Raw genomic sequence first — 23,086 nt, 5'->3', positions numbered from 1 at the left:
GCCAAGGTCTCAATGGGGCGAGTCGGAGTCAGTTTTTGAAACAGACACAATTGCTGATTATCGTGGGCGCACTCATTGCGGCCGCGCTCGGCATCTTTTCATATAAGGTGACCCGCCTCGGCTTTCCCGTGGTGCCCAACCTTGATTCCGATACCTGGACGATCGAAGCCAAGATTTCTTTCCGTGGCCGGGGTGACCCGGTTACGCTCCGCCTTGCCCTGCCAAACTCGGAAGGACCTTTCACGGTCGTTGATGAAAGCTTCGTCGCGTCCGGCTTTGGGGTTGAAACGGACAATAGTGAAGCTGGCCGCCAGGCTATCTTCGAACGGCGCGCACAAGATGGCAGCGCCGTCCTGTTCTACAGCGCCAAGCTGATTTCCGTTGATCAGCGTTACTCGTCACAGAACCGCCCCACACCGGATGCCGTTTCAGATTTCCGGCGGTCTGAACGACGGCGCGCGATCCAGGAGAATGCCACCCCGCTACTCGTGGCTCTCGATTCGGTTCTGACAGAAGCTCTCGAGAAATCTGCGGGCGAGCGGAGTTTCATCGCGCAACTTGCCCGGCTCAGCTCTGATGAAGGCGACGATCGCATCTCGACCATCATTGAGGGCGGTCCGCCAGAAATCTCGAACGCGTCGGACCGGCTTGTCTTTCTTCTCAACGCGGCTGGTACACCTGCGCGCCACGTCCAGGGCATCATTCTCGACACAGATACGCGCCAGGCGCCGCTCCAGACATGGATAGAGTACTGGCTCGGCGACCGCTGGGTCAGCGCGAGCGGCACCACAGCCGAGCCACTCGATGATGCGCGCGCCTTGCCGATTGTCTATGACCGTCAACCGATTGTCTCCGGTGACGGCTTCACCCGCCTCGGCGTCTCCTGGTCGGTTGCGCGCAACTTTGAGAGCCAGCTTTCGCGGGCGCTGGAGCGCGGCCAGGAATACGCCCCTTGGGTCAATGCAACCTCACTCCTCAGCCTGCCGATCGACCTGCAGCTCGTCTTCCGCGTCCTTCTGCTGATCCCACTAGGCGCGCTCATCATCGTCATCCTGAAACAGGTAATCGGCATGCCAGCCTTTGGCACGTTCATGCCCGTCCTGATCGCGCTGGCATTCCGTGAAACCCAGCTGATTACGGGGATAATGCTGTTTGTGGGTATCGTCGCCGTGGGTCTCCTGCTGCGGGCTTACTTCAATCAGCTTCAGCTCCTGCTCGTGCCACGACTGGCGGCCGTACTCATCATCGTGACCTTCGTGATGATGTTCATTGCGCTCGCTGGTGAAGCCATGGGTATCCAGACTGGTCTCTCGATCTCCCTCTTCCCACTGGTCATCATCACCATGACGATCGAGCGTATGTCGCTTACCTGGGAAGAAGACGGGGCTTCAGAGGCGCTCAAGAAAGCAGCTGGCTCGCTCGCGGGGGCCATACCGGCTTATTACATTCTGACCAGCGAATATATCGAGCACATCGCCATCGTCTTCCCGGAGCTGTTGCTGATCGTCTTGGCGGGCGTGCTGCTCCTTGGCCGCTATACAGGTTACAAGGTGACCGAGTATTTCCGGTTCAAGGTTCTGGCCAATGAGGGACGGAACTGAGAATGCTGAGGCTCGGTCCAGTTTCGCGGCTGGCAAAGGCCGGCGTGCTCGGCATCAATAGCCGTAACCTCGACTTCATCATCTCCTATAATCCGCGCCGTCTTTATCCGCTGGTCGACGACAAGGTCATCACCAAGAAACTGGCCATAGAGGCTGGCGTGACCGTGCCTGAACTCTACGGCGTCATTCGCTATGGCGGCGAGATGCACATCATTGAAGAGGTCGCCCAGAAGCACCGGTCCTTCGTTGTAAAGCCGTCAAACGGCTCTGGCGGGGGCGGGATCATGGTATTCAATGGCGTTGCCAAGACCGGTCTTCGCCGGATGAATGGCCAGATTGTCCCATGGCCGGACGTCCGGTATCATCTCAACAATATGTTGAGCGGAATGTTCTCCATGGGCGATGGCTCGGATCAGGTAATGATCGAAGAACGCCTCGTACCGCATTCGGCATTCTCGAAACTGGCATTCGGCGGCGTCCCTGATGTCCGGGTCATCGTTTTCCGGGGTATTCCGGTCATGGCCATGCTGCGTCTTCCGACAGCAGAGTCTGACGGGAAGGCAAATCTTCACCAGGGCGGCATTGGCGCAGGCATCGATCTTGTGACTGGCATCACCACGCGCGGCGTCCAGCACAATGATTCTGTCGATGTTCACCCAGACTTCGAAACCCCGGTCCGCGACTTCCAGGTGCCTTCCTGGTCAGAAATCCTCGAGCTGGCCAGCCGCCTCGGCAAGCATGTCGGGCTTGGCTATGTTGGCGTCGATATCGTGATCTGCGAGAATAAGGGCCCTACCCTGCTTGAGCTCAATGCCCGCCCCGGCATCGCCATCCAGACCGCCAACCTCAAGGGTTTGCGCCCGCTTCTCCTCCCGATCCACAAGCTGCCATCGGTACCGGATGACGTGCACGAGCGGATCGAGATCGCGCACGCCAACTGGAGAGGCGAGCCGCTGGACCGGTTCATCGCGCCGGGCGACGAACCGGTCCGTTAGCGAGCTAGACTGTTCGTTTGGCCTTGTCCTGGGCATTGGTCGCTTCGATTGCATCCCTTGCCGCCTTCCACTCTTCGTCGCCCCACTGCGTGAGCTGAGCAAAGTTGCCGCCAGACGCGTTGTACATGGCGCCGTCTATCGCGATGGTCTGCCCGTTGATGTATTCGGCGCCCGGTCCCATTAGAAGAACGGCAAGGTTCACGAGCTCATGCATCTCACCGACGCGGCCCATCGGGTTAGCTGCACCTGAATCCATGCGTTTGGCGCCTTCTGCGTCCGGAGAAAGCCGCTTGGACATGCCCTCGGTCGGGAAAGGACCCGGCGCGATGGCGTTGAAGCGAAGGCCATAGCGGCCCCATTCAACCGCGAGGCTTTGCGTCATCGTATTGACTGCGGCCTTTGACATGGCGGACGGGACAACAAAAGGCCCACCATTCCAGACCCATGTGGTCAGGATGGAGGTAACATTGCCGCGCCGTTTCTCAGCGATCCAGCGCTTGCCGATGTCGTGGGTCATGTAAAAGCTGCCGCGAAACACGATGTTCGAAATCGCATCGAAGCCGCGAATGGAGAGGTCTTCGGTTCTGGAAATAAAGTTGCCGGCGGCATTGTTCACCAGACCGGTGAGTGGCCCGTGCTTCGACCAGATCCCATCATTCATGTCGGTAATGGCTTCTGCAACGCGGATATCGCAGGCATGCGGCACCACTTTGCCGCCATGACGGTCCATCAATTCTTTCGCTGTCTCTTCGCAAACCTGACCGCGCCGGCCACAGATGTGAACCTCGGCGCCGAGTTTCAGAAAGCCCTCGGCCATTTCCTTGCCCAGCCCCGTACCACCACCGGTCACGAGAATGCGTTCTCCGGTCATGAGCCCCGGCTTGAACATCAGCTTGTCTGTATCCACGGTTCGTCTCCCTTTGATATTTTGGGCGACCTTAACTCGTGTTCCTATTTGCGAAAGGGCAAACTGAGGACCCTCCAGATAAGCCACACCGGTAGTACAATGGCTGCCCCAGCGAGAAGTGGCTTCCAGAAAGTACGCACTATCCAGAGGAAGGCGCTGAACAGCGTCTGCACGAGCTCCCAGAGCGCACCGCCAATGTTTATGCCCTCGCGTTCGGGGCTGAAATCCAGTGCGAGCAGGAACAATCCAACAATAATGCTGAGGGCCAGCAGTTGGACAAATTCCCAGACGCCGACTGAAAACAGCCTGGCGGCGAGCGGACGTGGCGGCGGAGGTGGCGGGACCGGCTGTCCGGTCTCATCATCCACTTTGGTCACGATTGGGGTTTCGACAAGGCTGCTATCTGACATCTGCACTGAGCTTCCCTGTCTTCGCCATGGCCTAGTTCGCGACCTTCTGAACAAGTGTACGATGCGGATAGGGAATGGAAATACCCTGATCATCGAACGCTGACTTGACGCGCTTGATCATGTCGAACTTCAAATTCCAGAGTTCGCTGGCGTTACACCAGAGTCGGCACGTAATATCGACCGAGCTATCGCCGAGATTCGTAACTTTCACGAACGGTTCTGGATCGCTGAAAACGCGTTCGTCCTGATCCACGATACCTTTGATGATGGCCAGTGCCTTGTCCATGTCATCATCATAATCGATGCCGAAAACAATATCGCAGCGACGCGTATCGTATCCGGAGAAGTTCTTGATGATGCCGTCAATGGCTTCCGTGTTCGGGATGATGATCTTCACATTGTCGAGCGTCGCAAGGATCGTCTGGAAGAGATTGATCTCTTTGACGGTACCTACAGCGTCCGCAATCTCCACGAAGTCACCGATCTTGTAGGGCCGGAACAGCATGATCATCACGCCCGAGGCAATATTGCCGAGCGCGCCCTGAAGCGAAAGACCAATGGCTAGCGTCAGCGCACCAAGCACGGCCACGAAGCTGGTTGCCTGCACCCCGAACACCTGTAGCGACGCGATCAAAACTGCCGCTGTGACAAACCAGCGAACCAGTGAGCCGAAGAACGCGCCCAGGGTCTCGTCCACGCCATTGCGCTTTGCCATCTGCTTGCGAACAACACTTGAGAGCCAGCCCGCGATCCGCAGACCAATGACAAGCACCAGAAGCGCGCCAATGACTTTCAGCGCGCCGCTCAGCAACGATGGCCAGTATTCCGCAAAGAGCGTGTTTAGATCGATATCCTGAAGCTGTTCCATGTAGACCTCTATTTACCAGTCCCTGACCTAGGACAAAGTCACATGATTACAAACGCCAGTGACCACCCCGCTGTGTGTTCGCGATATCATGCGTAAGCAGCCTGCGGTCGACCATGTGAACGTGGGCATCGCCCGCCGCAAACACCATCAGGCCACCCGTGAAGTGGCGGCTGACGGCGTCGTCGAGAATATTCAAACCGCCTGTAAATGTACCCATGGACGGCATGATGAGCCGATGCCCGTCGGTAACGAAGCACTTGCGGCGCAGGGAGCGGCCGCGGCCTCTGACGCGTGCCACTGGGTGAAGGTGTCCCGAAAGCTCACCCGCCTCTCCAGTCGGCTCGTGGCGGAAGACGCAAGGGCCCTTTCGTAACACTTTCACGCCCCGGCCGCCAAGATGAGCCGGGGGATCAGGATCATGGTTTCCCTCTACCCAGACCCAGTCCGTCTGCGCTGTCAGCGCACGTATCCGCACGCGCTCTGCGGGTGATAGCCGCGCTTCAGCAAGCGGGTCATGAAAGCTGTCGCCAAGGGAAATGACGCAATCTGGTGCAAACTCTGCGACAAGCGCTTCAACCAGTTTCAGCGTCGCGCTGGTATCGTATGGCGGGAGCAGCTGACCGCGCCGGGCATAGCTTGAGCCCTTCTCCAGATGGAGGTCAGACACGACTAGCGTGCGCTCGGCAGCCCACCAGAGTGCGCCTTGGGCGAGCGGTGTAAACAGCTCGCCGCGAAGGTGCAGCTGGACTGTATACCCGGTGTTTCTGAGGGGTGCCGACATGACCCGAACATGCCGGGCGCCGCGCAACAGGTCAATTTCGGGATGCGGGTCGGACTGCGCCTCTCTAGCCGATTACATGTGAATGACCCGGCCCTGCGAAGCCAGCACGCTCTCATGCATCATTTCCGAGAGGGTCGGATGCGGGAAGATGGTGTGCATCAGGGTCTCTTCCGTCAGCTCGCCTTCCCTTGCGATGACATAGCCCTGGATGAGTTCCGTCACTTCCGCGCCGATCATATGGGCGCCGAGCAATTCGCCCGTCTCAGCGTCGAAGACCGTCTTCACCAGACCTTCGCTTGCACCAAGCGCAATTGCCTTGCCGTTGCCGATAAAGGGGAACTTTCCAACCTTGACCTTGTGACCGGCCTCTTTCGCCTGCGCTTCAGTAAGACCAACCGAGGCGATCTGCGGGTGCGAATAGGTACAGCCCGGCACGTTCCAGGGATCAAAGGCGTGCGCGTCCTTCGCGCCCGCAATGCCCTCGACGCACATGACGCCTTCATGGCTTGCCTTGTGTGCGAGCCATGGGCCGCCCGTTAGGTCTCCGATCGCATACAGCCCATCAACATCGGTCCGGCCAAAGCCGTCGACCACCACATGGGTCTTCTCGACCTTCACGCCCAGCTCTTCCAGGCCGAGGCCTTCGACATTGCCGACGATACCGATGGCGAGGATGACGCGGTCAACCTCTAGCTGCTCGGTCTTGTCGCCCGAAGATATGTCAGCGGTAACTTTGCCTTTGCCCTTCTTGAGGGATTTGACCTGCGCGCCCGTATGGAACTTGATGCCCTGCTTCTCGAACTGTTTGCGTGCGAACGTCGAGATTTCCTCGTCCTCGACAGGCAGGATCCGGTCGACGGCTTCGACTACCGTCACGTCGCTGCCAAGCTCGTTATAGAAGCTCGCAAACTCAATCCCGATGGCCCCTGATCCGATGACGAGCAGCTTCTTTGGCGTTTCCTTCGGCACCATGGCTTCGCGATAAGTCCAGACCAGATCGCCGTCCGGTTCAAGGCCTGCCTGAGGGATAGCGCGCGCCCGAGCCCCTGTCGCAAGAATGACGTTCTTTGCCTTGTATTCGTTTGTCTTGCCGCCCTTGTCCTTGACCGACACGGTCGGTACAGGCTTGCCGTTCTTCAGGGTCGCCTCACCCATGATGACATCGATCTTGTTCTTCTTCATGAGGTGGCTGACGCCGGAAGAAAGCTGCTTGGCGACACCGCGAGAGCGTTTGACAACCGCGTCGAGATCAAAGCCAGCCTTGTCGATCTTCAGACCGAACTGCTCGGCGTTCTTGGCATAGTGCAGAACCTCCGCCGACCGCAGCAGCGCCTTGGTCGGGATACAGCCCCAGTTGAGGCAGATGCCCCCCAGGCTCTCGCGCTCGACAATGGCTGTCTTCAACCCAAGCTGGGTTGCGCGAATTGCAGCAACATATCCGCCAGGGCCGGAGCCGATGACGATGAGATCATAGTCAGCCATTCTTGGCCTCCAGTTCTAAAGCAGCATGCTCTGCGGGTGTTCGACATAGCGCTTGAAGGCGGCGAGCCATTTAGCCCCCTCTGCCCCGCCAATGACGCGGTGGTCGCATGACAGCGTCACAGTCATCACCGTTGCCGGCACAACCTCATCGGCCTCATTGACGACGGCACGCTTCTCCCCTGCCCCGACAGACAGGATCATGCCTTCAGGCTGGTTGATGATCGAGCCAAAGGACTTGATGCCAAACATGCCGAGGTTCGAGATTGAGAACGTCCCGCCGGAATATTCCTGAGGCTTGAGCTTGCGCTCGCGTGCCCGCGTGGCGAGGTCTTTCATCTCTCTTGAGATCGTCGCAAGACCCTTAGTCTGCGCATCGCGGATGACCGGCGTGATGAGGCCGCCATCTATCGCGACTGCCACCGAAATATGCGCCGACTTGTGGTAGGCGATGCCCTTGTCGGTGAAGCTCGCATTGCAATCTGGTTCTGACATGAGCGCCAGGGCAGATGCCTTGATCAGCATGTCATTGACCGAGATCTTCACGCCCTCTGGCGCCGCCTCATTGATGTCGGCGCGAGACGCCAGAAGCTTGTCGAGCTTGATGTCGATGTTGAGCGGGAAGTGCGGCACCTGCATGAAGCTTTGCGTCAGGCGCTTGGCGACCGTCTTGCGCATACCGTCCAGCGGTTCGAGTTCATAGCTGTCAGGGTCATAGACGCGGTCATCAAGCACTTGCGGCAGGATGAGGCCGTCCGGTGCTTGCGGCGCAGCAGATGGTGCGCCGGCGGCGGATTTTTCTGGGGCGGCCTTTTTCTTGCCGGGCTCTGCCGCTTCGACGTCGGCCTTCACGATACGCCCGTGCGGGCCGGACCCCTCAAGTGTAGAGAGATCGACGTCCCGAAGCGCGGCGATCCTGCGTGCGAGCGGGCTCGCCTTGATGCGGTCCTTGCCGGAGCCGACATCCGCCAGCTTTGGCGGCGTGCCTTCCAGCTCTTTCGAAAGGTCCTTGCTCTCGGCCTCGCGCGGCTTTTGTGCCGTCTCCGACTTGTCGGTTGTGCGTTCTGCATTCTTCTTGTGGGAGGCGCTATCATCGGCCTTCGTCTGGTCAGGCTTGGCATCTTTCTCCGGCTCAGCTTCAGCCTCAGCCTTCTTCTTATCGTCTGCCTCGCCGTTTCCAGCATCGCTCTTGGGCGCTTCGACCCTATCGGGGTCTTCGCCTTCCTCGGCGAGGACGGCGATCACGGAATTGACCTTCACGCCTTCGGTACCGGCATCGACCACGATCTGCGCAATCGTACCTTCGTCGACGGCCTCGACTTCTATCGTCGCCTTGTCGGTCTCGATTTCAGCAATGATGTCGCCGGACGAAACCGTGTCACCTGGCTTCACGAGCCAGCGGGCAAGCGTGCCTTCCTCCATGGTCGGCGAAAGCGCAGGCATGGTGATATTGATGGCCATTAGCTTTCGACCTTCCGCGTCGTTCCAGTGAGGCCCGGCGCATGCCGCAGACGCTCGCCAATGCCGCCCAGTATCTGTTCCATGATCTCTTGGGCAGGAGGGCCATCCGGATTCTGCTCGCGAAGAACCTTGGTCACATGTTTGGCAATGTCCGCCAGCATGAAGCCCCACATGGGCGGCTCCTTCTCCGGATCTCCGGACGCCCCGACTTTCAGGCTCACATGATCCTGATTATTGGAGATCCAGAACCGGATCATCTCCTGCGCGAATGCATCATGCTGGATCGTGTCCGGCTTCGACAGTTCCTTGTGATCACTTGACATAACACACCTGCTTTGCCGCCTTGATGATGTCTGCTGTGCCCGGAAGGCTCATGGCTTCCAGGTTCGCTGCGTACGGGAGAGGCACATCCTTCTGGTGTACGCGGGTTGGTGGCGCGTCGAGGTAATCGAACGCTTCGTTCACCACGGTCGCGCAGATCTCAGCGCCCACCCCCATGAACCGCCAGCCCTCTTCGCAGGTGACGATCCTGTTGGTCTTCTTCACGCTTTCGATAACCGTATCCGTATCGAGCGGGCGAAGCGAGCGAAGGTCGATAACCTCTGCGTCGATGCCCTCTTCGGCCAGCTTTTCAGCCGCCTGAAGCGCGAACCCGACCATGCGGGAATGGGCAACAAGCGTCACGTCGCTGCCCGTCCGGCGCACACGCGCCTTTCCGATCGGCAGAACGTAATCTTCAACGTCCGGAACCGGGAAGCTTTCACCATAGAGCAGCTCATGCTCCAGGAAGACCACCGGGTTCGGGTCACGGATCGCGGCCTTTAGAAGGCCCTTGGCGTCAGCCGCGTCATAAGGCGCGACGACTTTCAGGCCGGGCACATGCGCATACCAGTTGCTGTAGTCCTGGCTGTGCTGCGCGCCGACACGTGAGGCGGCGCCATTCGGGCCACGGAACACGATCGGGCACCCCATCTGACCGCCGGACATATATAGCGTCTTGGCCGCAGAGTTGATGATCTGGTCAATCGCCTGCATGGCGAAATTGAAGGTCATGAATTCAACGATGGGGCGAAGACCGCCAAAGGCCGCACCGACGCCAAGACCGGCAAAACCGTGCTCGGTGATCGGTGTATCGACAACGCGCTTGTCGCCGAACTCCTGAAGCAGCTCGCGGGTCACCTTGTAGGCGCCCTGATACTCGGCGACTTCCTCGCCCATGACGAATACGGTTTCGTCGCGGCGCATTTCCTCGGCCATCGCATCGCGCAACGCATCGCGAACGCTCGTGTCGATGAAGTTCGTGCCCTCGGGCACGTCGGGATCGGTCAGCGTATCTTCATCTGGCTGCGGCGGTGCCGACGCGCCCTCATCCTCAGATGCGTCATCGCTTTCATTACCGTCGCCTTCAGTGGCGGGGGCGTCCTTGGCTTCGGTCTGGGCCTTTGATGCCTTTGTATCGTCGTCGCCCGCTGGCGCGTCATCCACATCATCGACACTTTCGCCTTCTTCGGCGAGGCGCGCGATGACCGCGTTGACCTTCACATTCTCAGAGCCCTCGGGGACGAGGATCTTCGCGAGCGTGCCTTCATCGACCGCTTCGACTTCCATCGTCGCCTTGTCGGTTTCGATTTCGGCGATGATGTCGCCGGACGAAATCTCGTCGCCTTCCTTCTTGAGCCAGCGCGCAAGCGTGCCTTCTTCCATGGTCGGCGAAAGGGCCGGCATCAATATGTCGATGGCCATCAGGCAGACTCCACTTCGCGCAACACATCGGTCCAGAGTTCTTCCGGGTTCGGCTCGGGGCTATCGAGGGAGAAATCCGCTGCCGCCTTCACCAGTTCCTTGATCTCCTTGTCGAGTTCTTTCAGCTCTTCTTCGGTTGCGATCTCCTGCTCAAGCAGGTGGCCTTTGAGGCCGTCAATCGGGTCATGATGGGTACGGATGTCGTCCACCTCTTCGCGCTTGCGGTACTTTGCCGGATCCGACATGGAGTGGCCGCGATAACGATAGGTCTTCATCTCGAGGATGTACGGCCCTTTGCCAGACCGCGCATATTTGACGGCCTTCTCGCCTGCCGCCTTCACGGCGTAGACGTCCATGCCGTCAACTTCCTCGCCCTCGATCTCGAACGAGATACCGCGTTTGAAAAGCTCGGTTTCCGCCGATGCGCGCGCAACGCTCGTGCCCATGGCGTACTGGTTGTTCTCGATCACATAGACGACCGGCAGATCCCAGAGAGACGCCATGTTGAAGCTCTCATAGACCTGACCCTGATTGGCCGCGCCGTCGCCGAAATAGGTCACGCAGATATTGTCCGTGCAGCGATACTTGTTGGAGAAGCCTAGACCGGTCCCGATAGGCACCTGCGCGCCGACAATGCCGTGTCCACCGAAGAAATTCTTCTCCCGCGAGAACATGTGCATGGAGCCGCCCTTGCCCTTGGAATAGCCATCGGCCCGGCCGGTCAGCTCTGCCATGACACCTTTTGGGTCCATGTCGCAGGCGAGCATATGTCCGTGGTCGCGGTAGCCGGTAACGATCTGGTCACCCTCTTTCAGGCAGGCCTGCATGCCGGTCACGACAGCTTCCTGACCAATATAGAGGTGACAGAACCCGGCAATCTTGCCCATGCCATAAAGCTGACCGGCCCGTTCCTCGAAACGGCGGATCAGCAGCATGTCGCGATAGTATTTCAGCGCTTCGTCGCGCTTGAGCTTTGGCGGGGATTTGGAAGTCTTGCTTCTGGACGGCGTCTTGGCCATGAGGCCTCCCTTTATCGAGACCTACTTATGTACGTTTTAGACCGCCTTCGTCCAGTTTTAGCACCTATGTCAAAATGCAGCCCCGGAGGTATCGTTTATGACAATTATCTCATCCCGGTAGACAAGGTCGAGGTCTTCGCGGGCCATGAGCTCGACAAGATCGGCATCGATCCGGCCTGGTGTCAGCCGTGCGATGTCCCGTCGCAGCACGTCATTGGCTGCCTGGATGGCATCAAGTTCGGCCTGCTTTTCAGACAGCTCCTGTTGAAGATCGGTCCAGCTGCCAAGGCCCTGCTCGCCAGCAAATGCATGGTACGCAAAATAGGCAATCAGCGCCGTGAGACCTGCAGCTGCATATTTCGGGGCCATGAAAACTCCTCTGTCAATGAGCGAATCGGCAGAGGACTCCATTTAGGTAAATATTGTCTTACGTCTGGCGCCCGAACTTAGGCGTTGATGAGCATACGGCCTGCATAGAGCGCCGCTGCACCCAGCTCTTCCTCAATACGGATCAGCTGATTGTACTTGGCGAGGCGGTCAGAACGCGACAGAGAGCCTGTCTTGATCTGTCCACAGTTTACCGCAACGGCGAGGTCAGCAATCGTGTAATCCTCGGTCTCACCTGAGCGGTGAGACATGACAGCGGTATAGGCATGGCGGTGCGCCAGCTCGACGGCGTCAAGCGTCTCAGAGAGCGTGCCGATCTGGTTGACCTTGACCAGGATCGAGTTGGCCGCGCCGCGCTCGAGGCCCATGGCGAGACGCTCCGGGTTGGTCACGAAGAGATCGTCGCCCACCAGCTGGCACTTGTCACCAATCGCTTCTGTCAGGACGCCCCAGCCATCCCAGTCATCCTCTGCCATCCCGTCCTCGATCGAGATGATCGGATAGCGGTCGACGAGATCTTCGAGGTAGCGGGCCATGCCCTCGGCATCGAGCGTCTTGTTCTCACCTGCGAGGACGTACTTTCCGTCCTTGTAGAACTCGGTTGAGGCGGAATCGAGCGCAAGCGCCACTTCGTCGCCCGGCGTATAGCCGGCCTTCTCGATGGCCTTCATAATATACGCGATGGCTTCCTCGGTGGAGGAAAGATCAGGCGCAAAGCCGCCCTCATCGCCAACGGCGGTGTTGTGACCTTCCGAATGCAGCAGCTTCTTCAGCGACTGGAAGACCTCGGAGCCGACCTGCACCGCATGTGCGATACTTTCGGCCGCGACCGGCATGATCATGAATTCCTGAATGTCGATCGGATTGTTCGCGTGCTCACCGCCATTGATGATGTTCATCATCGGGGTCGGCAGGATGCGCGCATTCGAGCCGCCGATATAGCGGTAAAGCGGAAGGCCGCAGCTTTCGGCAGCTGCCTTTGCAACGGCCATTGAGACGCCGAGAATGGCGTTCGCGCCGAGGCGCTTCTTGTTGTCCGTGCCGTCGAGCTCGATCATCAGTCCGTCAATCAGGCGCTGCTCGGTTGCTTCGATGCCGACCAGTTCGTCATTGATCTCGCCATTCACGGCATCGACCGCCTGGCCGACGCCCTTGCCGCCATATTCCTTGCCGCCATCGCGAAGCTCGTGCGCTTCATAGGCGCCTGTCGAGGCACCGGATGGAACGGCGGCGCGGCCGGTTGCGCCGTCTTCGAGCGTTACATCGACCTCAACGGTTGGATTGCCGCGGCTATCGAGGATCTGGCGGGCATAGATATCGACGATTTCGCTCATGGGGCGCACTCTCTTCAGGTATTCGCTAGATATGACAACGCCCCCGGTCTCCCAGGGGCGTCATGTCGGTTACTTTGTGTTGTCTCGCGGCGCAAGTTTGCGCGCGAGGTTTAGTCTTGTGGTTCGATGATCTGACGACCGCGATACATACCTGTCTTTAGGTCGATGTGGTGCGGACGACGAAGCTCGCCGGAATCAGCGTCTTCGATAAAGGTCGGCGTCGACAGACGATCGTGAGCGCGGCGCATGTTGCGCTTGGACGGCGACGTTTTTCTCTTTGGGACTGCCATGATGTCGTTCCAGTTCTGCGCGATGCCGTGACACCGCATGAAAATCAAACCGCGCGTATATCCGCGCGACTCGCCGAATGCAACCCGTCAGACGAGACGGGACTGCACTTTGGCAGCTTTGATGAAGCTAGCAAAAAGCGGGTGCGGCTCAAAGGGCCGGGATTTCAGTTCGGGGTGAAACTGGACACCGATAAACCAGGGATGATCGTCCAGTTCGATGATCTCCGGCAGAAGGCCGTCCGGCGACATGCCAGAGAATCGAACGCCCTCGGCACGCATCCTGTCGATATACGCGCGGTTCACCTCATAGCGGTGACGGTGACGCTCTGAGATCTCCGTCGTGCCGTAGATTTCTGCGACCTTGCTGCCTGGCTCTAGTAGCGCTGGATAGGCGCCGAGCCGCATTGTGCCACCCTTGTCGGTGTTCTCGTCGCGAACAATTTTCTCATTGTCCTTAGTCCATTCCTCAATGAGGCCGACCACGGGTTCGTCGGTCGGGCCAAACTCGGTTGTGGACGCAGCCTTGATGTCGGCGAGCTGGCGGGCGGCCTCAACCACAGAGAGCTGCATGCCGTAGCAGATGCCGAAACAGGGGATTTTCTTCTCGCGAGCAAAACCGGCGGCGCGCATCTTTCCATGGGCGCCGCGCTCACCAAAGCCGCCCGGCAGCAGGACACCGTGAACACCCTCAAGGATGTCGAGCGGGTGATGCTCATCATCGAACTGTTCGGAATCGATCATCCGCACCTGTACGCGCACCTTGTTTGCTAGACCGCCATGCACCAGCGCTTCGGACACCGACTTATAGGCGTCCGGCACGTCGGTATACTTGCCAACAAGACCGATACAGACCTCGCCATCTGGATTGTGGATCGTGTCTGCGATTCCGTTCCAGCGCGACAGATCTGGCAGCGGCGCGTCATTTATGCGGAAATGCCAGAGCACTTCGGTGTCCAGACCCTCTGCGTGATAGGCAGACGGAACATCATAGATATGGCCAACATCGCGCGCCTCGATGACGCTGGACGGGCGCACATTACAGAAGCTTGCAATCTTGCCCTTCTCGGTCTCCGGGATTGGCCTGTCACAGCGACAGAGCAGGATCTGCGGCTGGATACCGATCGAGCGCAATTCCTTGACCGAGTGCTGGGTCGGCTTGGTCTTCATCTCGCCTGCCGCAGGAATGTAAGGCAATAGCGTCAGATGGATGAAGCAGGTCCGTTCGGGTCCAAGCTCTTGCCCAAGCTGGCGAATGGCCTCGAAGAACGGAAGCCCCTCGATGTCGCCGACCGTGCCGCCAATCTCGCAAAGGACGAAATCCACATCCTCACCCGGATCAGACAGGATGAAATCCTTGATGGCATCGGTTACATGCGGAATGACCTGTATCGTCGCGCCGAGGAAATCGCCGCGGCGTTCCTTCTCGATGATGGACTGATAGATGCGGCCGGTCGTGATGTTGTCGGACTGGCGCGCGGAGACGCCGGTAAACCGCTCATAATGACCAAGGTCGAGATCGGTTTCGGCGCCATCATCCGTAACGAAGACTTCGCCATGCTGGCGCGGCGACATCGTGCCGGGGTCGACGTTCAGATAAGGATCGAGCTTGCGCAGCCTGACCTTATAGCCGCGCGCCTGAAGAAGCGCGCCCATGGCGGCCGACGCAATGCCCTTACCCAGCGAGGAAACCACGCCGCCTGTAATGAAAATATAGCGGATCATGGAAAGTCAGTTTGCCCGATTCGCGCACATGCGCACACGCGCATGTCAGTTTATGGTGATTAAGGCTGCGGTTGCTCGTCTGCCGTATCGCTCGCGTCCTCGTCTGAGGCAGCGTCTGGCGGCACATCAGCAGCCAGTGGGTCGGACGTATCTTCCGGTGCCGTAGTGTCTGGCAGGTCCAGCGTATCGTCCATAGGGATCGCCGTCGTTGCCGGCTCTTCGTCGAGCAGAGGTGCTGTCGGATCTGTCGGGTCGAACGGCGTATTACCGGTGCTGCCGCCAAATTCTTCATCCAGCGCGCGCTCAACATCGGTGCGGTTATCGCTGAGGCTACGCGTCGTGATCGTGGTCAGGACAAGGCTCGTGATAAAGAAGATCGCCCCGAATATCATCGTGGTGCGAACCAGCGCGCCAGCGGCGCCCCGGCCCGACATCAGACCGCCGCCTCCGCCGCCACCGCCGCCGCCGCCAACGCCCAGAGCTCCGCCTTCAGAGCGCTGCATTAGCACGACGCCAACCAGCACGAGGCTGGCCAGGATGTGGATGACGAGAATTACGGTCATGGATCGTCCCTAGATATATCAATCGCGCCCGATAGGCCGTTCAGCTGCTCAGGCCAAGCCCTCAAGCTCACTTTTGGGTGACACAGGCAGCGTAGATGGCCAGAAAGTCTTCCGCTTTCAAGCTCGCGCCACCAATCAGTCCGCCATCGACATTTTCAACAGCGAGAAGCTCAGCTGCATTGCCGGGTTTCATGGAGCCGCCATAGAGGATGGGTGTCTCATCTGCCTGGCCTGGAAAACGCTCGCCCAGTATTTCGCGAATCTTGTCGTGTACTTCTTCAACCTGCCCGGTCGAAGCCACCTTCCCCGTCCCGATGGCCCAGACAGGTTCGTAGGCGACCACAAAGGACTTCCCAAAGGCACTTGCCGGAATAGAGCCAGCCAGCTGCGAAGACACCACTTCGATCGTGCGGCCCGCCTCGCGCTCTTCAAGGGTCTCGCCTATACATATAATTGGGGTAAGCCCGGCCCGGAATGCCGCCTCGGCTTTTGCCGCAACCATCTCGCTGGTCTCGCCATGATCAGCGCGGCGTTCCGAATGACCGATGATGACGTACTCCCCGCCAATGTCTGCGATCATTTCGGCTGCGATATCGCCCGTGTGCGCGCCGGAAGATGATGCATGGCAATCCTGCGCACCCGTCTTCAGGCGCGATCCACTTGCCGCCTCGACCACTTTGGATAGCAGCGTCGCAGGCGGACAGATAAGGCAATCGGCAACATCGTCATATGTGGCCAGGCCGCTGGCGATAGAGGCAATCGTATCGCACGACTGCGACAAGCCGTTCATTTTCCAGTTCCCAGCAATCAAGGGCCTGACCATGCCGCTCTCCATGTCTTGCAACTCCCAGCGCGCTCGCCTAGCAAGCAGTTCGGCGGCTTACAAGGCAATTAGCGAGGCGACGCGCATATGCTGACCATGATCCGGAACATGCTCCGCTCCAAACTGGCGGGGCTTCTTTTTCTGCTTATCATCGTGGCGATGGGTGCCTGGGGCGTGACCGACGTCTTTGCAGGCGGCATCGGCGGCAACCTTGCCGTAGCAGGCGATACCGAACTCACCGAGAGCCAGCTGGATCAGGAAGTTGAGCGCCAGCTACGCACCGCTGAAGACGATCGTGGGCGCGCCATCAGCAAGGCCCAGGCCGCAGAGCGGGGGATAATCGACCAGATTTTTCAGCGCGAGCTACTTCAGACGACACTTGTTGCGTATGCCGACAAACTCGGCGCTCGCGCTAGCACTGCATCGGTTCTCGAAGCGATCAGAAACGATGAGGCCTTCGAATCCGATACAGGCAGTTTCGATCCTGTTCTGTATCGTGGCCTTCTGAACCAGTCCGGTTTCACGCCTGCGAGTTTTGAAACCTTCCTGCGCCGTGATCTCTCTATCAATCGTCTGCGCCGCTCGGTGGCGGCGGCCTTGCGCACGCCGGATGCGATGTCCCGCCTGCAGGCGGCCTTTGATGGCGAGGAACGCAAAGCGCAGTGGTTCTTCATATCGAATGAGGATCTGCCTGAGCCTGATCCCGTCACGGACGAGGAGCTGACGACCTACTACAACGAACAGAAGGCGGCGCTCGAGAACCCGCAACGCCGCCGTGTCAGCCTGCTTCATCTGACGGTCGATGATTTCGTCAACCAGTCGGAATTCACCCACGAAGAGCTTCGCGCCTATTATGAGTCCGTGAAGTCACGAGAATATTCCGCGCCTGACACGCGGACGTGGACGGAATTTGTGTTTGAGACAGAAGAGGCCGCCCGCGCCCAGCTGGGCCGCATTGCTGGCGGCGCCGCACCCTCGACCATTCAAGGTCTCGTCAGTTCATCTGAACGCTCAGGCCTTCAGACATCGCTTTCCAATCAATCCCTTGCAGAACGCCTGTTTGGACAGGCGGCGTCCCCCGGAAGCATTTTTGGTCCGTTCGAATCTGGTCGCTTCTATACCGTCGCCCGTCTGGAATCGATTACGCCGGGCGCCAGCGAGCCATTCGAAGCTGTCCGTGAAGAGATCGTGGACGTGCTGTCGCGCGAGCAGGCGATTGGGCTCTATTACGACTCGATTTCGCGCCTCGATAATCTCATCGGCACAGGCGCGAGCCTAGAAGAGATCGGCCTCGAAATGGGCACCCCTGTCTTGAGTTTTGCGCCCGTGGACCGGTCCGCCACGACGCAGACCGGCAGGCAGCTCACTGTGCTGCAGCAGGATCCGGCGATCCTGCAGCGCGCATTCGAGCTGACGGCCGACAGCAAGACATCGCGCTTTGGCGAGGACGAAAACGCCTACATCCTGCGTGTCGACGAAGTGATTGAGCCCTTTACGCCCGACCTTGAAGATATTCGGGAAGATCTCCGCGCGGGTCTTGAAATGCAGCGTCGCTCCACTGCTCTTTCGGAGGCTGCTGACGCCATCAAGAGGCAGGTCGAAAGCGGGGAGATGAGCTTTGCTGAAGGCGCGGCTGAGTATGGTGTCGAACTGACCTCACCCGACGTCTTCTTTACCCGTCAGCCATCGCCCGAAAGCGGTATTCCGCCGGCACTCGCAAGCGGCGTCTTCTCGCTTCGTGAGGAAGGTAACGTCTTTACCGCGCCCCTTCGGACCGGTGATGCTGTCGCGCTTGTTCAACTTGTTGGGATCGACCGGTCCGCCCTGACTACCGACGGCACGGCGACGCCAGATACCCCAGAGCTGCAGGAATCGATCGGGAATGATCTCTTCAACGCCTTTGTGACCGACATTCAGAGCGACGTCGAACTCAAGGTGAATGAGGGTGCCCTCGCCTCCTACAAGGCCCGGGTAAACCCCGACACATGAGCCGCGACCGGCTGATTGTAAGGCGGCGGATTGGCGATATCGAAACGCCGGTGTCGGCCATGCTGAAGCTCGGCCCGGACCAGCCAGGCTCATTTCTGTTTGAGTCGATCCATGGCGGCGAACGACTCGGCCGGTATTCCTTTGTCGGTGTCGAGCCTCTGCAATGGTTTCGCATCCTGAACGGCCAAGCCGAGCTCTCGGCGCAATCCGATTTCAGCGACGCACGCGCCATTGACGCTGACCCTATCAGCGCCCTTCGCCAGTTCGTCGAGATGGCCAAAGCCGAAACCGCTGAGCCTGATCTGCCGCCAATGGCATCGGGCGCATTTGGCTATATCGGCTACGACATGATCCAGTATGTCGAACCGGTGGAGATCAAAGCACGCGACGATCTCAATGTCGCTGAATGCGTTCTGGTCATTCCGGGTGTCGTGATCGTCTTCGATCACCTCTATCAGGAGCTTGTCCTGATCGGGCGTCATGCAACCGGCGCCGAAGCCGACGCCAATAGCCGTCTCGACCGGATTGAGGCGCTTTTGCAGAACCCCTCCCCCATGTCGCCCCGCGACCAGTCCAGCGATGCGCTCGATTTCCAGTCGAACACCAGCAAGTCGCGTTATTTCGAGATGGTCCGAGAGGCGGTGGAATACGCTCGCGCCGGGGATACCTTCCAGATCGTACCGAGCCAGCGCTTCTCAGCGCCGTTCAAGCGCCAGTCGATCAGTCTTTATCGCGCCCTTAGACGCCTCAACCCGTCGGCCTTCATGTTTCATATGAATATGGGCGATGTGCGTCTGGTTGGCTCCAGCCCGGAAATCCTGGTGCGCCTGCGCGATGGCCGGGTCGCGATCCGCCCGATCGCAGGCACAAGACCCCGGTCCGGCGACCCGGTCGAAGATGCCCGCCGCGCAGCAGACCTGCTCGCCGACGAGAAAGAATGTTCAGAGCACCTCATGCTCCTCGACCTTGGGCGTAATGATGTTGGCCGCGTCGCCGCCTATGGCAGCGTAGAAGTCAGCGAACAATTCATCGTCGAGCGTTATAGCCACGTCATGCACATAGTCAGCCATGTCGAAGGCAATCTGCGCGAAGGCCTCGACGCGGTGGACGCGCTTCTAGCTGGCCTTCCGGCAGGGACAGTCTCCGGCGCCCCCAAAATTCGCGCCATGCAGATCATCGACAAGCTCGAAACATCGCGGCGCGGCATTTACGGCGGCGCGGTCGGCTATTTCGGCTGGAATGGCGACATGGACACCTGCATTGCCCTGCGCACAGCCGTTCTGAAGGACGGCCAGGTCCATGTGCAGGCCGGCGGCGGCGTCGTACTCGACAGCGACCCAGAGTATGAGTTCGCCGAAACCGTCCACAAGGCCGGGGCCCTGAAACGCGCCGCCGACCTCGCGGCCATCTATGAGTTCGACCAATGATCCTCGTCATCGACAATTATGACAGCTTCACCTGGAATCTGGTCCACTATGTCGAACAGGCGGGCGCGCCCACACGGGTCATCCGCAATGACGAGCTGAGCGTTGAGGACGCGCTGGCGCTCAATCCTGATGGTGTTGTCCTCTCGCCCGGCCCTTGCACGCCGCGTGAAGCCGGGATCTGCGTCGATTTCATCAAGCATGCGGAAAACACGCTACCGATACTCGGCGTTTGTCTTGGCCATCAAGCTATCGGCGACGCCATGGGCGAGCCCGTCGTCAAAGCCGGCGCCATCCTGCACGGAAAGGTCTCGACGATCCGAACGATGCAGACCGGAATTTTCGATGGCCTGCCGGAGCGCTTCGAAGTCGTTCGCTACCACTCGCTCGCCATTCCCAAAGACAAGCTGCCAGACACGCTGATTGCCAACGCCTGGACAGATGACGGAGAGGTCATGGCCGTGCATCACCGCAGCCGTCCGCTCTATGGGGTCCAGTTTCACCCCGAATCGATCCGTACCGAATACGGTCATGAGATGGTGGAGAACTTCGTCAGGTTGACGCGTCAGGCCTAGGGAGCCCCACAGATGGACGAAACCACCCGCGCAGCAAAAGAGCTTCTCGAAGATTTGCGGCCCCGCTCGCCAAGTGCGGCGCCCGGTCAAAATCTTCTCCCACCCGATACCCGGTTCCAGGCCGAGGGCGAGTTCGGGACGACACCGCTCTGGCGCGCTGGACCGCAAGGTGCCACGACACTCTTCATCCATGGCTGGGATGATACGCACCGTGTCTGGCGGCACTTCGCGATGGACTTCATCCAGAATGGCCGCCCCGTCCTTCTCATGGATCTGCCAGGTCATGGCGCGTCACAGCTTGAAGCCTGTAACTGGAAGACGGCCGGCCAGTGCGTACACGATGTTACTGTCCAGCATGGGCCGGTCGATGCGATCATCACGCATTCATTCGGAGGTCGAGCCGCCGCCAGAGCCATCGAACTTGGCGCAGAGGCCGATTACCTGATCATGATCGCCCCGCCCCTCTCCCTGACCGGAAGCGGCTTTGCCGATCGCCAGCGCAAGAAAGGCGTTAGCGAGGCTGTCATCGAAGAGGCAGAACGCCTCTACCGCGAAGAACTGGGCTATGAAATCGACGGTCCTGACATGGCTGCTGCGCTCTCTCGGTTTGACGGCAAGATCGTCGTGATTGGCTCCCACGCAGATGAGCAATGCCCCATCGAGCCAATGCGCGCTCTGGTCGATGCACTGGAAAACGCCCACCTCGTTGAATTCGAAGGCTTCGGGCACCGCGACCTCGCCCTGTCGCCGGACGTTCTCACGTCCGTTCTTACGTCGCTCGACTATTGAGACGCCGTGCCCTGTTGATCCGGCGGGGCTTCATGTCTATCGCACTGCGGCAGAGACAACGCCAAGAGCGCCCATGACCGACCCTGCCCTACTGAACGCCATAAAGGCACTCGCCCGCTCCGAGGAGCTGGAGCAGGACGTGCTGACGCCGGCTTTTGATACGCTTCTGTCTGGTGAGGCACCGCCCGAACAGATCGGCGCTTTCCTCATGGGTCTCGCCGTCCGGGGCGAGACGTCGAAGGAGCTTTATGCGGGCGCCATGACCATGCGCCAGCATGCCCGGCGCGTTCAGCTGGACGGACCGCTTCTCGATACATGCGGCACGGGTGGTCTGTCGTGGAAATCCCTCAATACTTCCACGGCAAGCGCCATCGTAATCGCTGCAGCAGGTGGCCGCGTCGCCAAGCATGGCAATCGCTCTGTTCCGCCGAAGACCGGATCGGCCGATGTTCTCGAAGCGCTCGGGGTCGAACTGGATATAACGGCTGAAACATTCACCGCCTGTGTCGAAAAGGCCGGGGTAGGCTTTCTGTTTGCGCGCAGCCATCACTCAGCGATGCGCCACGTTGCACCGGTGCGTTCAAGCCTTGGTATCCGGACCATTTTCAACCTCCTCGGCCCGCTCTCCAATCCGGCCAGTGCGACGCACCAGATCCTTGGCGTCTATGATCCGCGCTGGCTTGATCCAATGGCTGAAACATTGCTGAAGCTTGGTATCGAAAAGGCGTGGGTGGTGCACGGCGTCGACGGCATCGATGAGATTTCCATCTCCGGGTCGACAGAAGTCCGGGAAGTCGAGGGGGGCAGGATAAACGCCTTCCGGATCGAGCCAAAAGATGCGGGGCTTGATACAAGTCCGCTCGCGGCCCTCGAAGGCGGATCGCCCGAAGACAATGCAGGCGCCATCCGCGACCTCCTAGAGGGGCGAAGTGGCCCATTCAGAGACGTAGTCCTCCTCAACGCGGCCGCAGGCCTCTGCCTTCTGGGCCTGTCCGCCAATCTGTTCGAGGGCGCACAGCGCGCGGCTGAGGCCATAGATAGCGGGCGGGCACTCCATACGCTGACGACACTCGCCAGCATCAGTTCAGGAAAGACCTCATAGTGGCGACCGCTCTCGACCGGATCATCGAATACAAGCAGGATGAAGTCGCCGCACTAAAGCAGCAGACCACTGTCTCCGCGCTTCTGGAAGCCTGCAAGTCAGTGCCCAAACCGCGTGGATTTTCCAGGCAGCTTTCAGAGATTGCCGGGGCTGGCCAAGCCGCACTGATCTGCGAGCTAAAGCGCAAATCGCCATCCGCCGGAGACATTCTACCGGGGGCCAACCCCGTCGCTATCGCACAAGAGTACGAATCGGCCGGCGCGGCCTGTCTTTCTATCCTCACTGATTATCCAAGCTTTGGCGGATCGCTGGATGATTTAAGGGCGATTAGGCAAGCCGTTCAGCTTCCACTCCTGCGCAAGGAATTCATGATCGATCCGATTCAGGTCGCCGAAGCGCGCGCAGGCGGCGCAGACGCGATTCTTGTCATCCTCTCTGCGGTCGATGATGCCGTCGCGAATGAGCTTCTGTCCGCCGCGACTGATCTTGGAATGGACGCGATCGTAGAAGTGCACGATGAGGCTGAGCTGGACCGCGCCAACGCGCTTCCAGGCCTGCTGGTCGGGGTAAACAACCGTGATCTCAAACGCATGGTCACTGACCTGTCGACGACGGAGCGGCTTGCTCCCATGCTCGATCCATCGAAGACGTTGATTTCCGAGAGCGGCATCTCCAAGCCAGCTCACATCAAGCGGCTGGCCGGGGCTGGCGCACGTCGATTCCTCATCGGCGAGAGCCTCATGAAGGCAACTGACCGCAAAACGACCTGCGAAAATCTCAGAAAGGCGCTTGACGATTGACCCGAAACGGGAACGCATGTAGAA

At 59.4% G+C, this 23,086-nt stretch carries 23 protein-coding genes; 8 read left to right on the top strand and 15 right to left on the bottom strand.

Translation table 11 applies throughout. The features are described 5' to 3' along the window. Nucleotides 1–35 precede the first annotated feature (35 nt). Entirely contained in the window at nt 36–1,601 is a 1,566-nt protein-coding gene (locus tag F550_RS0103865; protein ID WP_026180549.1) for a UUP1 family membrane protein, read from the top strand. A 2-nt stretch (nt 1,602–1,603) separates the two neighbouring features. Continuing rightward, a complete protein-coding gene (locus F550_RS0103860) occupies nt 1,604–2,596 on the top strand; it encodes an alpha-L-glutamate ligase-like protein (RefSeq protein WP_018147213.1) in 993 nt (330 codons plus the stop codon). A 4-nt stretch (nt 2,597–2,600) separates the two neighbouring features. Here the strand turns inward: F550_RS0103860 and F550_RS0103855 are convergent, their stop codons facing one another. The 15 genes from F550_RS0103855 to tpiA form a co-directional block, all read right to left on the bottom strand. After that, complete coding sequence (locus F550_RS0103855; RefSeq protein ID WP_018147212.1) at nt 2,601–3,503, bottom strand: SDR family oxidoreductase; 903 nt, start codon at nt 3,501–3,503, stop codon at nt 2,601–2,603. A 44-nt stretch (nt 3,504–3,547) separates the two neighbouring features. Continuing rightward, nucleotides 3,548–3,913 carry a DUF6460 domain-containing protein gene (locus tag F550_RS0103850; RefSeq protein ID WP_018147211.1) on the bottom strand — a complete coding sequence of 122 codons (366 nt, stop codon included), beginning with the start codon at nt 3,911–3,913 and terminating at the stop codon, nt 3,548–3,550. A gap of 31 nt (nt 3,914–3,944) precedes the next feature. Beyond that, nucleotides 3,945–4,781, bottom strand: a complete 837-nt coding sequence (locus F550_RS0103845) for a mechanosensitive ion channel family protein (protein WP_018147210.1) — start codon at nt 4,779–4,781, stop codon at nt 3,945–3,947. 46 nt (nt 4,782–4,827) lie between these two features. Then, entirely contained in the window at nt 4,828–5,562 is a 735-nt protein-coding gene (pdeM, locus tag F550_RS0103840; protein ID WP_018147209.1) for a ligase-associated DNA damage response endonuclease PdeM, read from the bottom strand. A gap of 72 nt (nt 5,563–5,634) precedes the next feature. After that, nucleotides 5,635–7,044, bottom strand: coding sequence for a dihydrolipoyl dehydrogenase (lpdA, locus tag F550_RS0103835; protein WP_018147208.1), 1,410 nt, complete (start codon nt 7,042–7,044; stop codon nt 5,635–5,637). A gap of 15 nt (nt 7,045–7,059) precedes the next feature. After that, complete coding sequence (locus F550_RS0103830; protein ID WP_018147207.1) at nt 7,060–8,502, bottom strand: pyruvate dehydrogenase complex dihydrolipoamide acetyltransferase; 1,443 nt, start codon at nt 8,500–8,502, stop codon at nt 7,060–7,062. Then, a complete protein-coding gene (locus F550_RS18360) occupies nt 8,502–8,825 on the bottom strand; it encodes a DUF5076 domain-containing protein (protein ID WP_018147206.1) in 324 nt (107 codons plus the stop codon). The genes F550_RS0103830 and F550_RS18360 overlap by 1 nt, the downstream gene beginning before the upstream one ends. Next, nucleotides 8,815–10,245 carry a pyruvate dehydrogenase complex E1 component subunit beta gene (locus F550_RS0103820; protein WP_018147205.1) on the bottom strand — a complete coding sequence of 477 codons (1,431 nt, stop codon included), beginning with the start codon at nt 10,243–10,245 and terminating at the stop codon, nt 8,815–8,817. The genes F550_RS18360 and F550_RS0103820 overlap by 11 nt, the downstream gene beginning before the upstream one ends. Beyond that, nucleotides 10,245–11,264, bottom strand: coding sequence for a pyruvate dehydrogenase (acetyl-transferring) E1 component subunit alpha (pdhA, locus tag F550_RS0103815; RefSeq protein WP_018147204.1), 1,020 nt, complete (start codon nt 11,262–11,264; stop codon nt 10,245–10,247). Before pdhA ends, F550_RS0103820 begins: the two co-directional genes overlap by 1 nt. 69 nt (nt 11,265–11,333) lie before the next feature. After that, nucleotides 11,334–11,633, bottom strand: a complete 300-nt coding sequence (locus tag F550_RS16770; RefSeq protein WP_169332241.1) for an FtsB family cell division protein — start codon at nt 11,631–11,633, stop codon at nt 11,334–11,336. Nucleotides 11,634–11,710: 77 nt separating this feature from the next. Then, a complete protein-coding gene (gene eno, locus F550_RS0103805) occupies nt 11,711–12,985 on the bottom strand; it encodes a phosphopyruvate hydratase (RefSeq protein ID WP_018147202.1) in 1,275 nt (424 codons plus the stop codon). Nucleotides 12,986–13,095: 110 nt separating this feature from the next. Beyond that, nucleotides 13,096–13,275, bottom strand: a complete 180-nt coding sequence (gene rpmF / locus F550_RS0103800) for a 50S ribosomal protein L32 (protein WP_026180546.1) — start codon at nt 13,273–13,275, stop codon at nt 13,096–13,098. A gap of 87 nt (nt 13,276–13,362) precedes the next feature. Continuing rightward, nucleotides 13,363–14,997, bottom strand: coding sequence for a CTP synthase (locus F550_RS0103795; RefSeq protein WP_018147200.1), 1,635 nt, complete (start codon nt 14,995–14,997; stop codon nt 13,363–13,365). A gap of 59 nt (nt 14,998–15,056) precedes the next feature. Continuing rightward, nucleotides 15,057–15,560 (bottom strand): preprotein translocase subunit SecG, encoded by a 504-nt coding sequence (gene secG / locus F550_RS18825; protein WP_018147199.1) that lies wholly within the window; start codon nt 15,558–15,560, stop codon nt 15,057–15,059. 67 nt (nt 15,561–15,627) lie between these two features. Next, nucleotides 15,628–16,395 (bottom strand): triose-phosphate isomerase, encoded by a 768-nt coding sequence (gene tpiA / locus F550_RS0103785; protein WP_040500439.1) that lies wholly within the window; start codon nt 16,393–16,395, stop codon nt 15,628–15,630. A 75-nt stretch (nt 16,396–16,470) separates the two neighbouring features. Here tpiA and F550_RS0103780 point away from each other — a divergent pair, with 75 nt between their 5' ends. The 6 genes from F550_RS0103780 to trpC all read left to right on the top strand — a co-directional run bounded on the left by F550_RS0103780 (nt 16,471) and on the right by trpC (nt 23,062). Next, nucleotides 16,471–18,372, top strand: a complete 1,902-nt coding sequence (locus tag F550_RS0103780; RefSeq protein ID WP_018147197.1) for a peptidylprolyl isomerase — start codon at nt 16,471–16,473, stop codon at nt 18,370–18,372. Continuing rightward, nucleotides 18,369–19,799: an anthranilate synthase component I gene (gene trpE, locus F550_RS0103775; RefSeq protein WP_018147196.1), complete on the top strand. Its 1,431-nt coding sequence runs from the start codon at nt 18,369–18,371 to the stop codon at nt 19,797–19,799. Before F550_RS0103780 ends, trpE begins: the two co-directional genes overlap by 4 nt. Next, the gene (locus F550_RS0103770; protein ID WP_018147195.1) at nt 19,796–20,371 is read left to right on the top strand and encodes an anthranilate synthase component II; all 576 of its coding nucleotides are present in this window, start codon (nt 19,796–19,798) and stop codon (nt 20,369–20,371) included. Before trpE ends, F550_RS0103770 begins: the two co-directional genes overlap by 4 nt. Nucleotides 20,372–20,383: 12 nt before the next feature. After that, nucleotides 20,384–21,160, top strand: a complete 777-nt coding sequence (locus tag F550_RS0103765; protein ID WP_018147194.1) for an alpha/beta fold hydrolase — start codon at nt 20,384–20,386, stop codon at nt 21,158–21,160. A gap of 73 nt (nt 21,161–21,233) precedes the next feature. After that, nucleotides 21,234–22,262 (top strand): anthranilate phosphoribosyltransferase, encoded by a 1,029-nt coding sequence (gene trpD / locus F550_RS0103760; protein ID WP_018147193.1) that lies wholly within the window; start codon nt 21,234–21,236, stop codon nt 22,260–22,262. Then, nucleotides 22,262–23,062 carry an indole-3-glycerol phosphate synthase TrpC gene (trpC, locus tag F550_RS0103755; RefSeq protein WP_018147192.1) on the top strand — a complete coding sequence of 267 codons (801 nt, stop codon included), beginning with the start codon at nt 22,262–22,264 and terminating at the stop codon, nt 23,060–23,062. Before trpD ends, trpC begins: the two co-directional genes overlap by 1 nt. The last annotated feature ends 24 nt before the right edge of the window (nt 23,063–23,086 follow it).

Origin of the sequence: Henriciella marina DSM 19595, assembly GCF_000376805.1 — a bacterium.
GTDB lineage: Bacteria > Pseudomonadota > Alphaproteobacteria > Caulobacterales > Hyphomonadaceae > Henriciella > Henriciella marina.
Note: the sequence above shows the minus strand (reverse complement) of the source record. Positions and strands in the feature narration are given on the sequence as shown.

Coding starts and splice junctions, on each gene's coding strand:
- F550_RS0103860 (WP_018147213.1), top strand. CDS start 1,604: ATGCTGAGGCTCGGTCCAGTTTCGCGGCTGGCAAAGGCCGGCGTGCTC.
- F550_RS0103850 (WP_018147211.1), bottom strand. CDS start 3,913: ATGTCAGATAGCAGCCTTGTCGAAACCCCAATCGTGACCAAAGTGGAT.
- F550_RS0103845 (WP_018147210.1), bottom strand. CDS start 4,781: ATGGAACAGCTTCAGGATATCGATCTAAACACGCTCTTTGCGGAATAC.
- pdeM (WP_018147209.1), bottom strand. CDS start 5,562: ATGTCGGCACCCCTCAGAAACACCGGGTATACAGTCCAGCTGCACCTT.
- lpdA (WP_018147208.1), bottom strand. CDS start 7,044: ATGGCTGACTATGATCTCATCGTCATCGGCTCCGGCCCTGGCGGATAT.
- F550_RS0103830 (WP_018147207.1), bottom strand. CDS start 8,502: ATGGCCATCAATATCACCATGCCTGCGCTTTCGCCGACCATGGAGGAA.
- F550_RS18360 (WP_018147206.1), bottom strand. CDS start 8,825: ATGTCAAGTGATCACAAGGAACTGTCGAAGCCGGACACGATCCAGCAT.
- F550_RS0103820 (WP_018147205.1), bottom strand. CDS start 10,245: ATGGCCATCGACATATTGATGCCGGCCCTTTCGCCGACCATGGAAGAA.
- pdhA (WP_018147204.1), bottom strand. CDS start 11,264: ATGGCCAAGACGCCGTCCAGAAGCAAGACTTCCAAATCCCCGCCAAAG.
- F550_RS16770 (WP_169332241.1), bottom strand. CDS start 11,633: ATGGCCCCGAAATATGCAGCTGCAGGTCTCACGGCGCTGATTGCCTAT.
- eno (WP_018147202.1), bottom strand. CDS start 12,985: ATGAGCGAAATCGTCGATATCTATGCCCGCCAGATCCTCGATAGCCGC.
- rpmF (WP_026180546.1), bottom strand. CDS start 13,275: ATGGCAGTCCCAAAGAGAAAAACGTCGCCGTCCAAGCGCAACATGCGC.
- F550_RS0103795 (WP_018147200.1), bottom strand. CDS start 14,997: ATGATCCGCTATATTTTCATTACAGGCGGCGTGGTTTCCTCGCTGGGT.
- secG (WP_018147199.1), bottom strand. CDS start 15,560: ATGACCGTAATTCTCGTCATCCACATCCTGGCCAGCCTCGTGCTGGTT.
- tpiA (WP_040500439.1), bottom strand. CDS start 16,395: ATGGAGAGCGGCATGGTCAGGCCCTTGATTGCTGGGAACTGGAAAATG.
- F550_RS0103780 (WP_018147197.1), top strand. CDS start 16,471: ATGCTGACCATGATCCGGAACATGCTCCGCTCCAAACTGGCGGGGCTT.
- trpE (WP_018147196.1), top strand. CDS start 18,369: ATGAGCCGCGACCGGCTGATTGTAAGGCGGCGGATTGGCGATATCGAA.
- F550_RS0103770 (WP_018147195.1), top strand. CDS start 19,796: ATGATCCTCGTCATCGACAATTATGACAGCTTCACCTGGAATCTGGTC.
- F550_RS0103765 (WP_018147194.1), top strand. CDS start 20,384: ATGGACGAAACCACCCGCGCAGCAAAAGAGCTTCTCGAAGATTTGCGG.
- trpD (WP_018147193.1), top strand. CDS start 21,234: ATGACCGACCCTGCCCTACTGAACGCCATAAAGGCACTCGCCCGCTCC.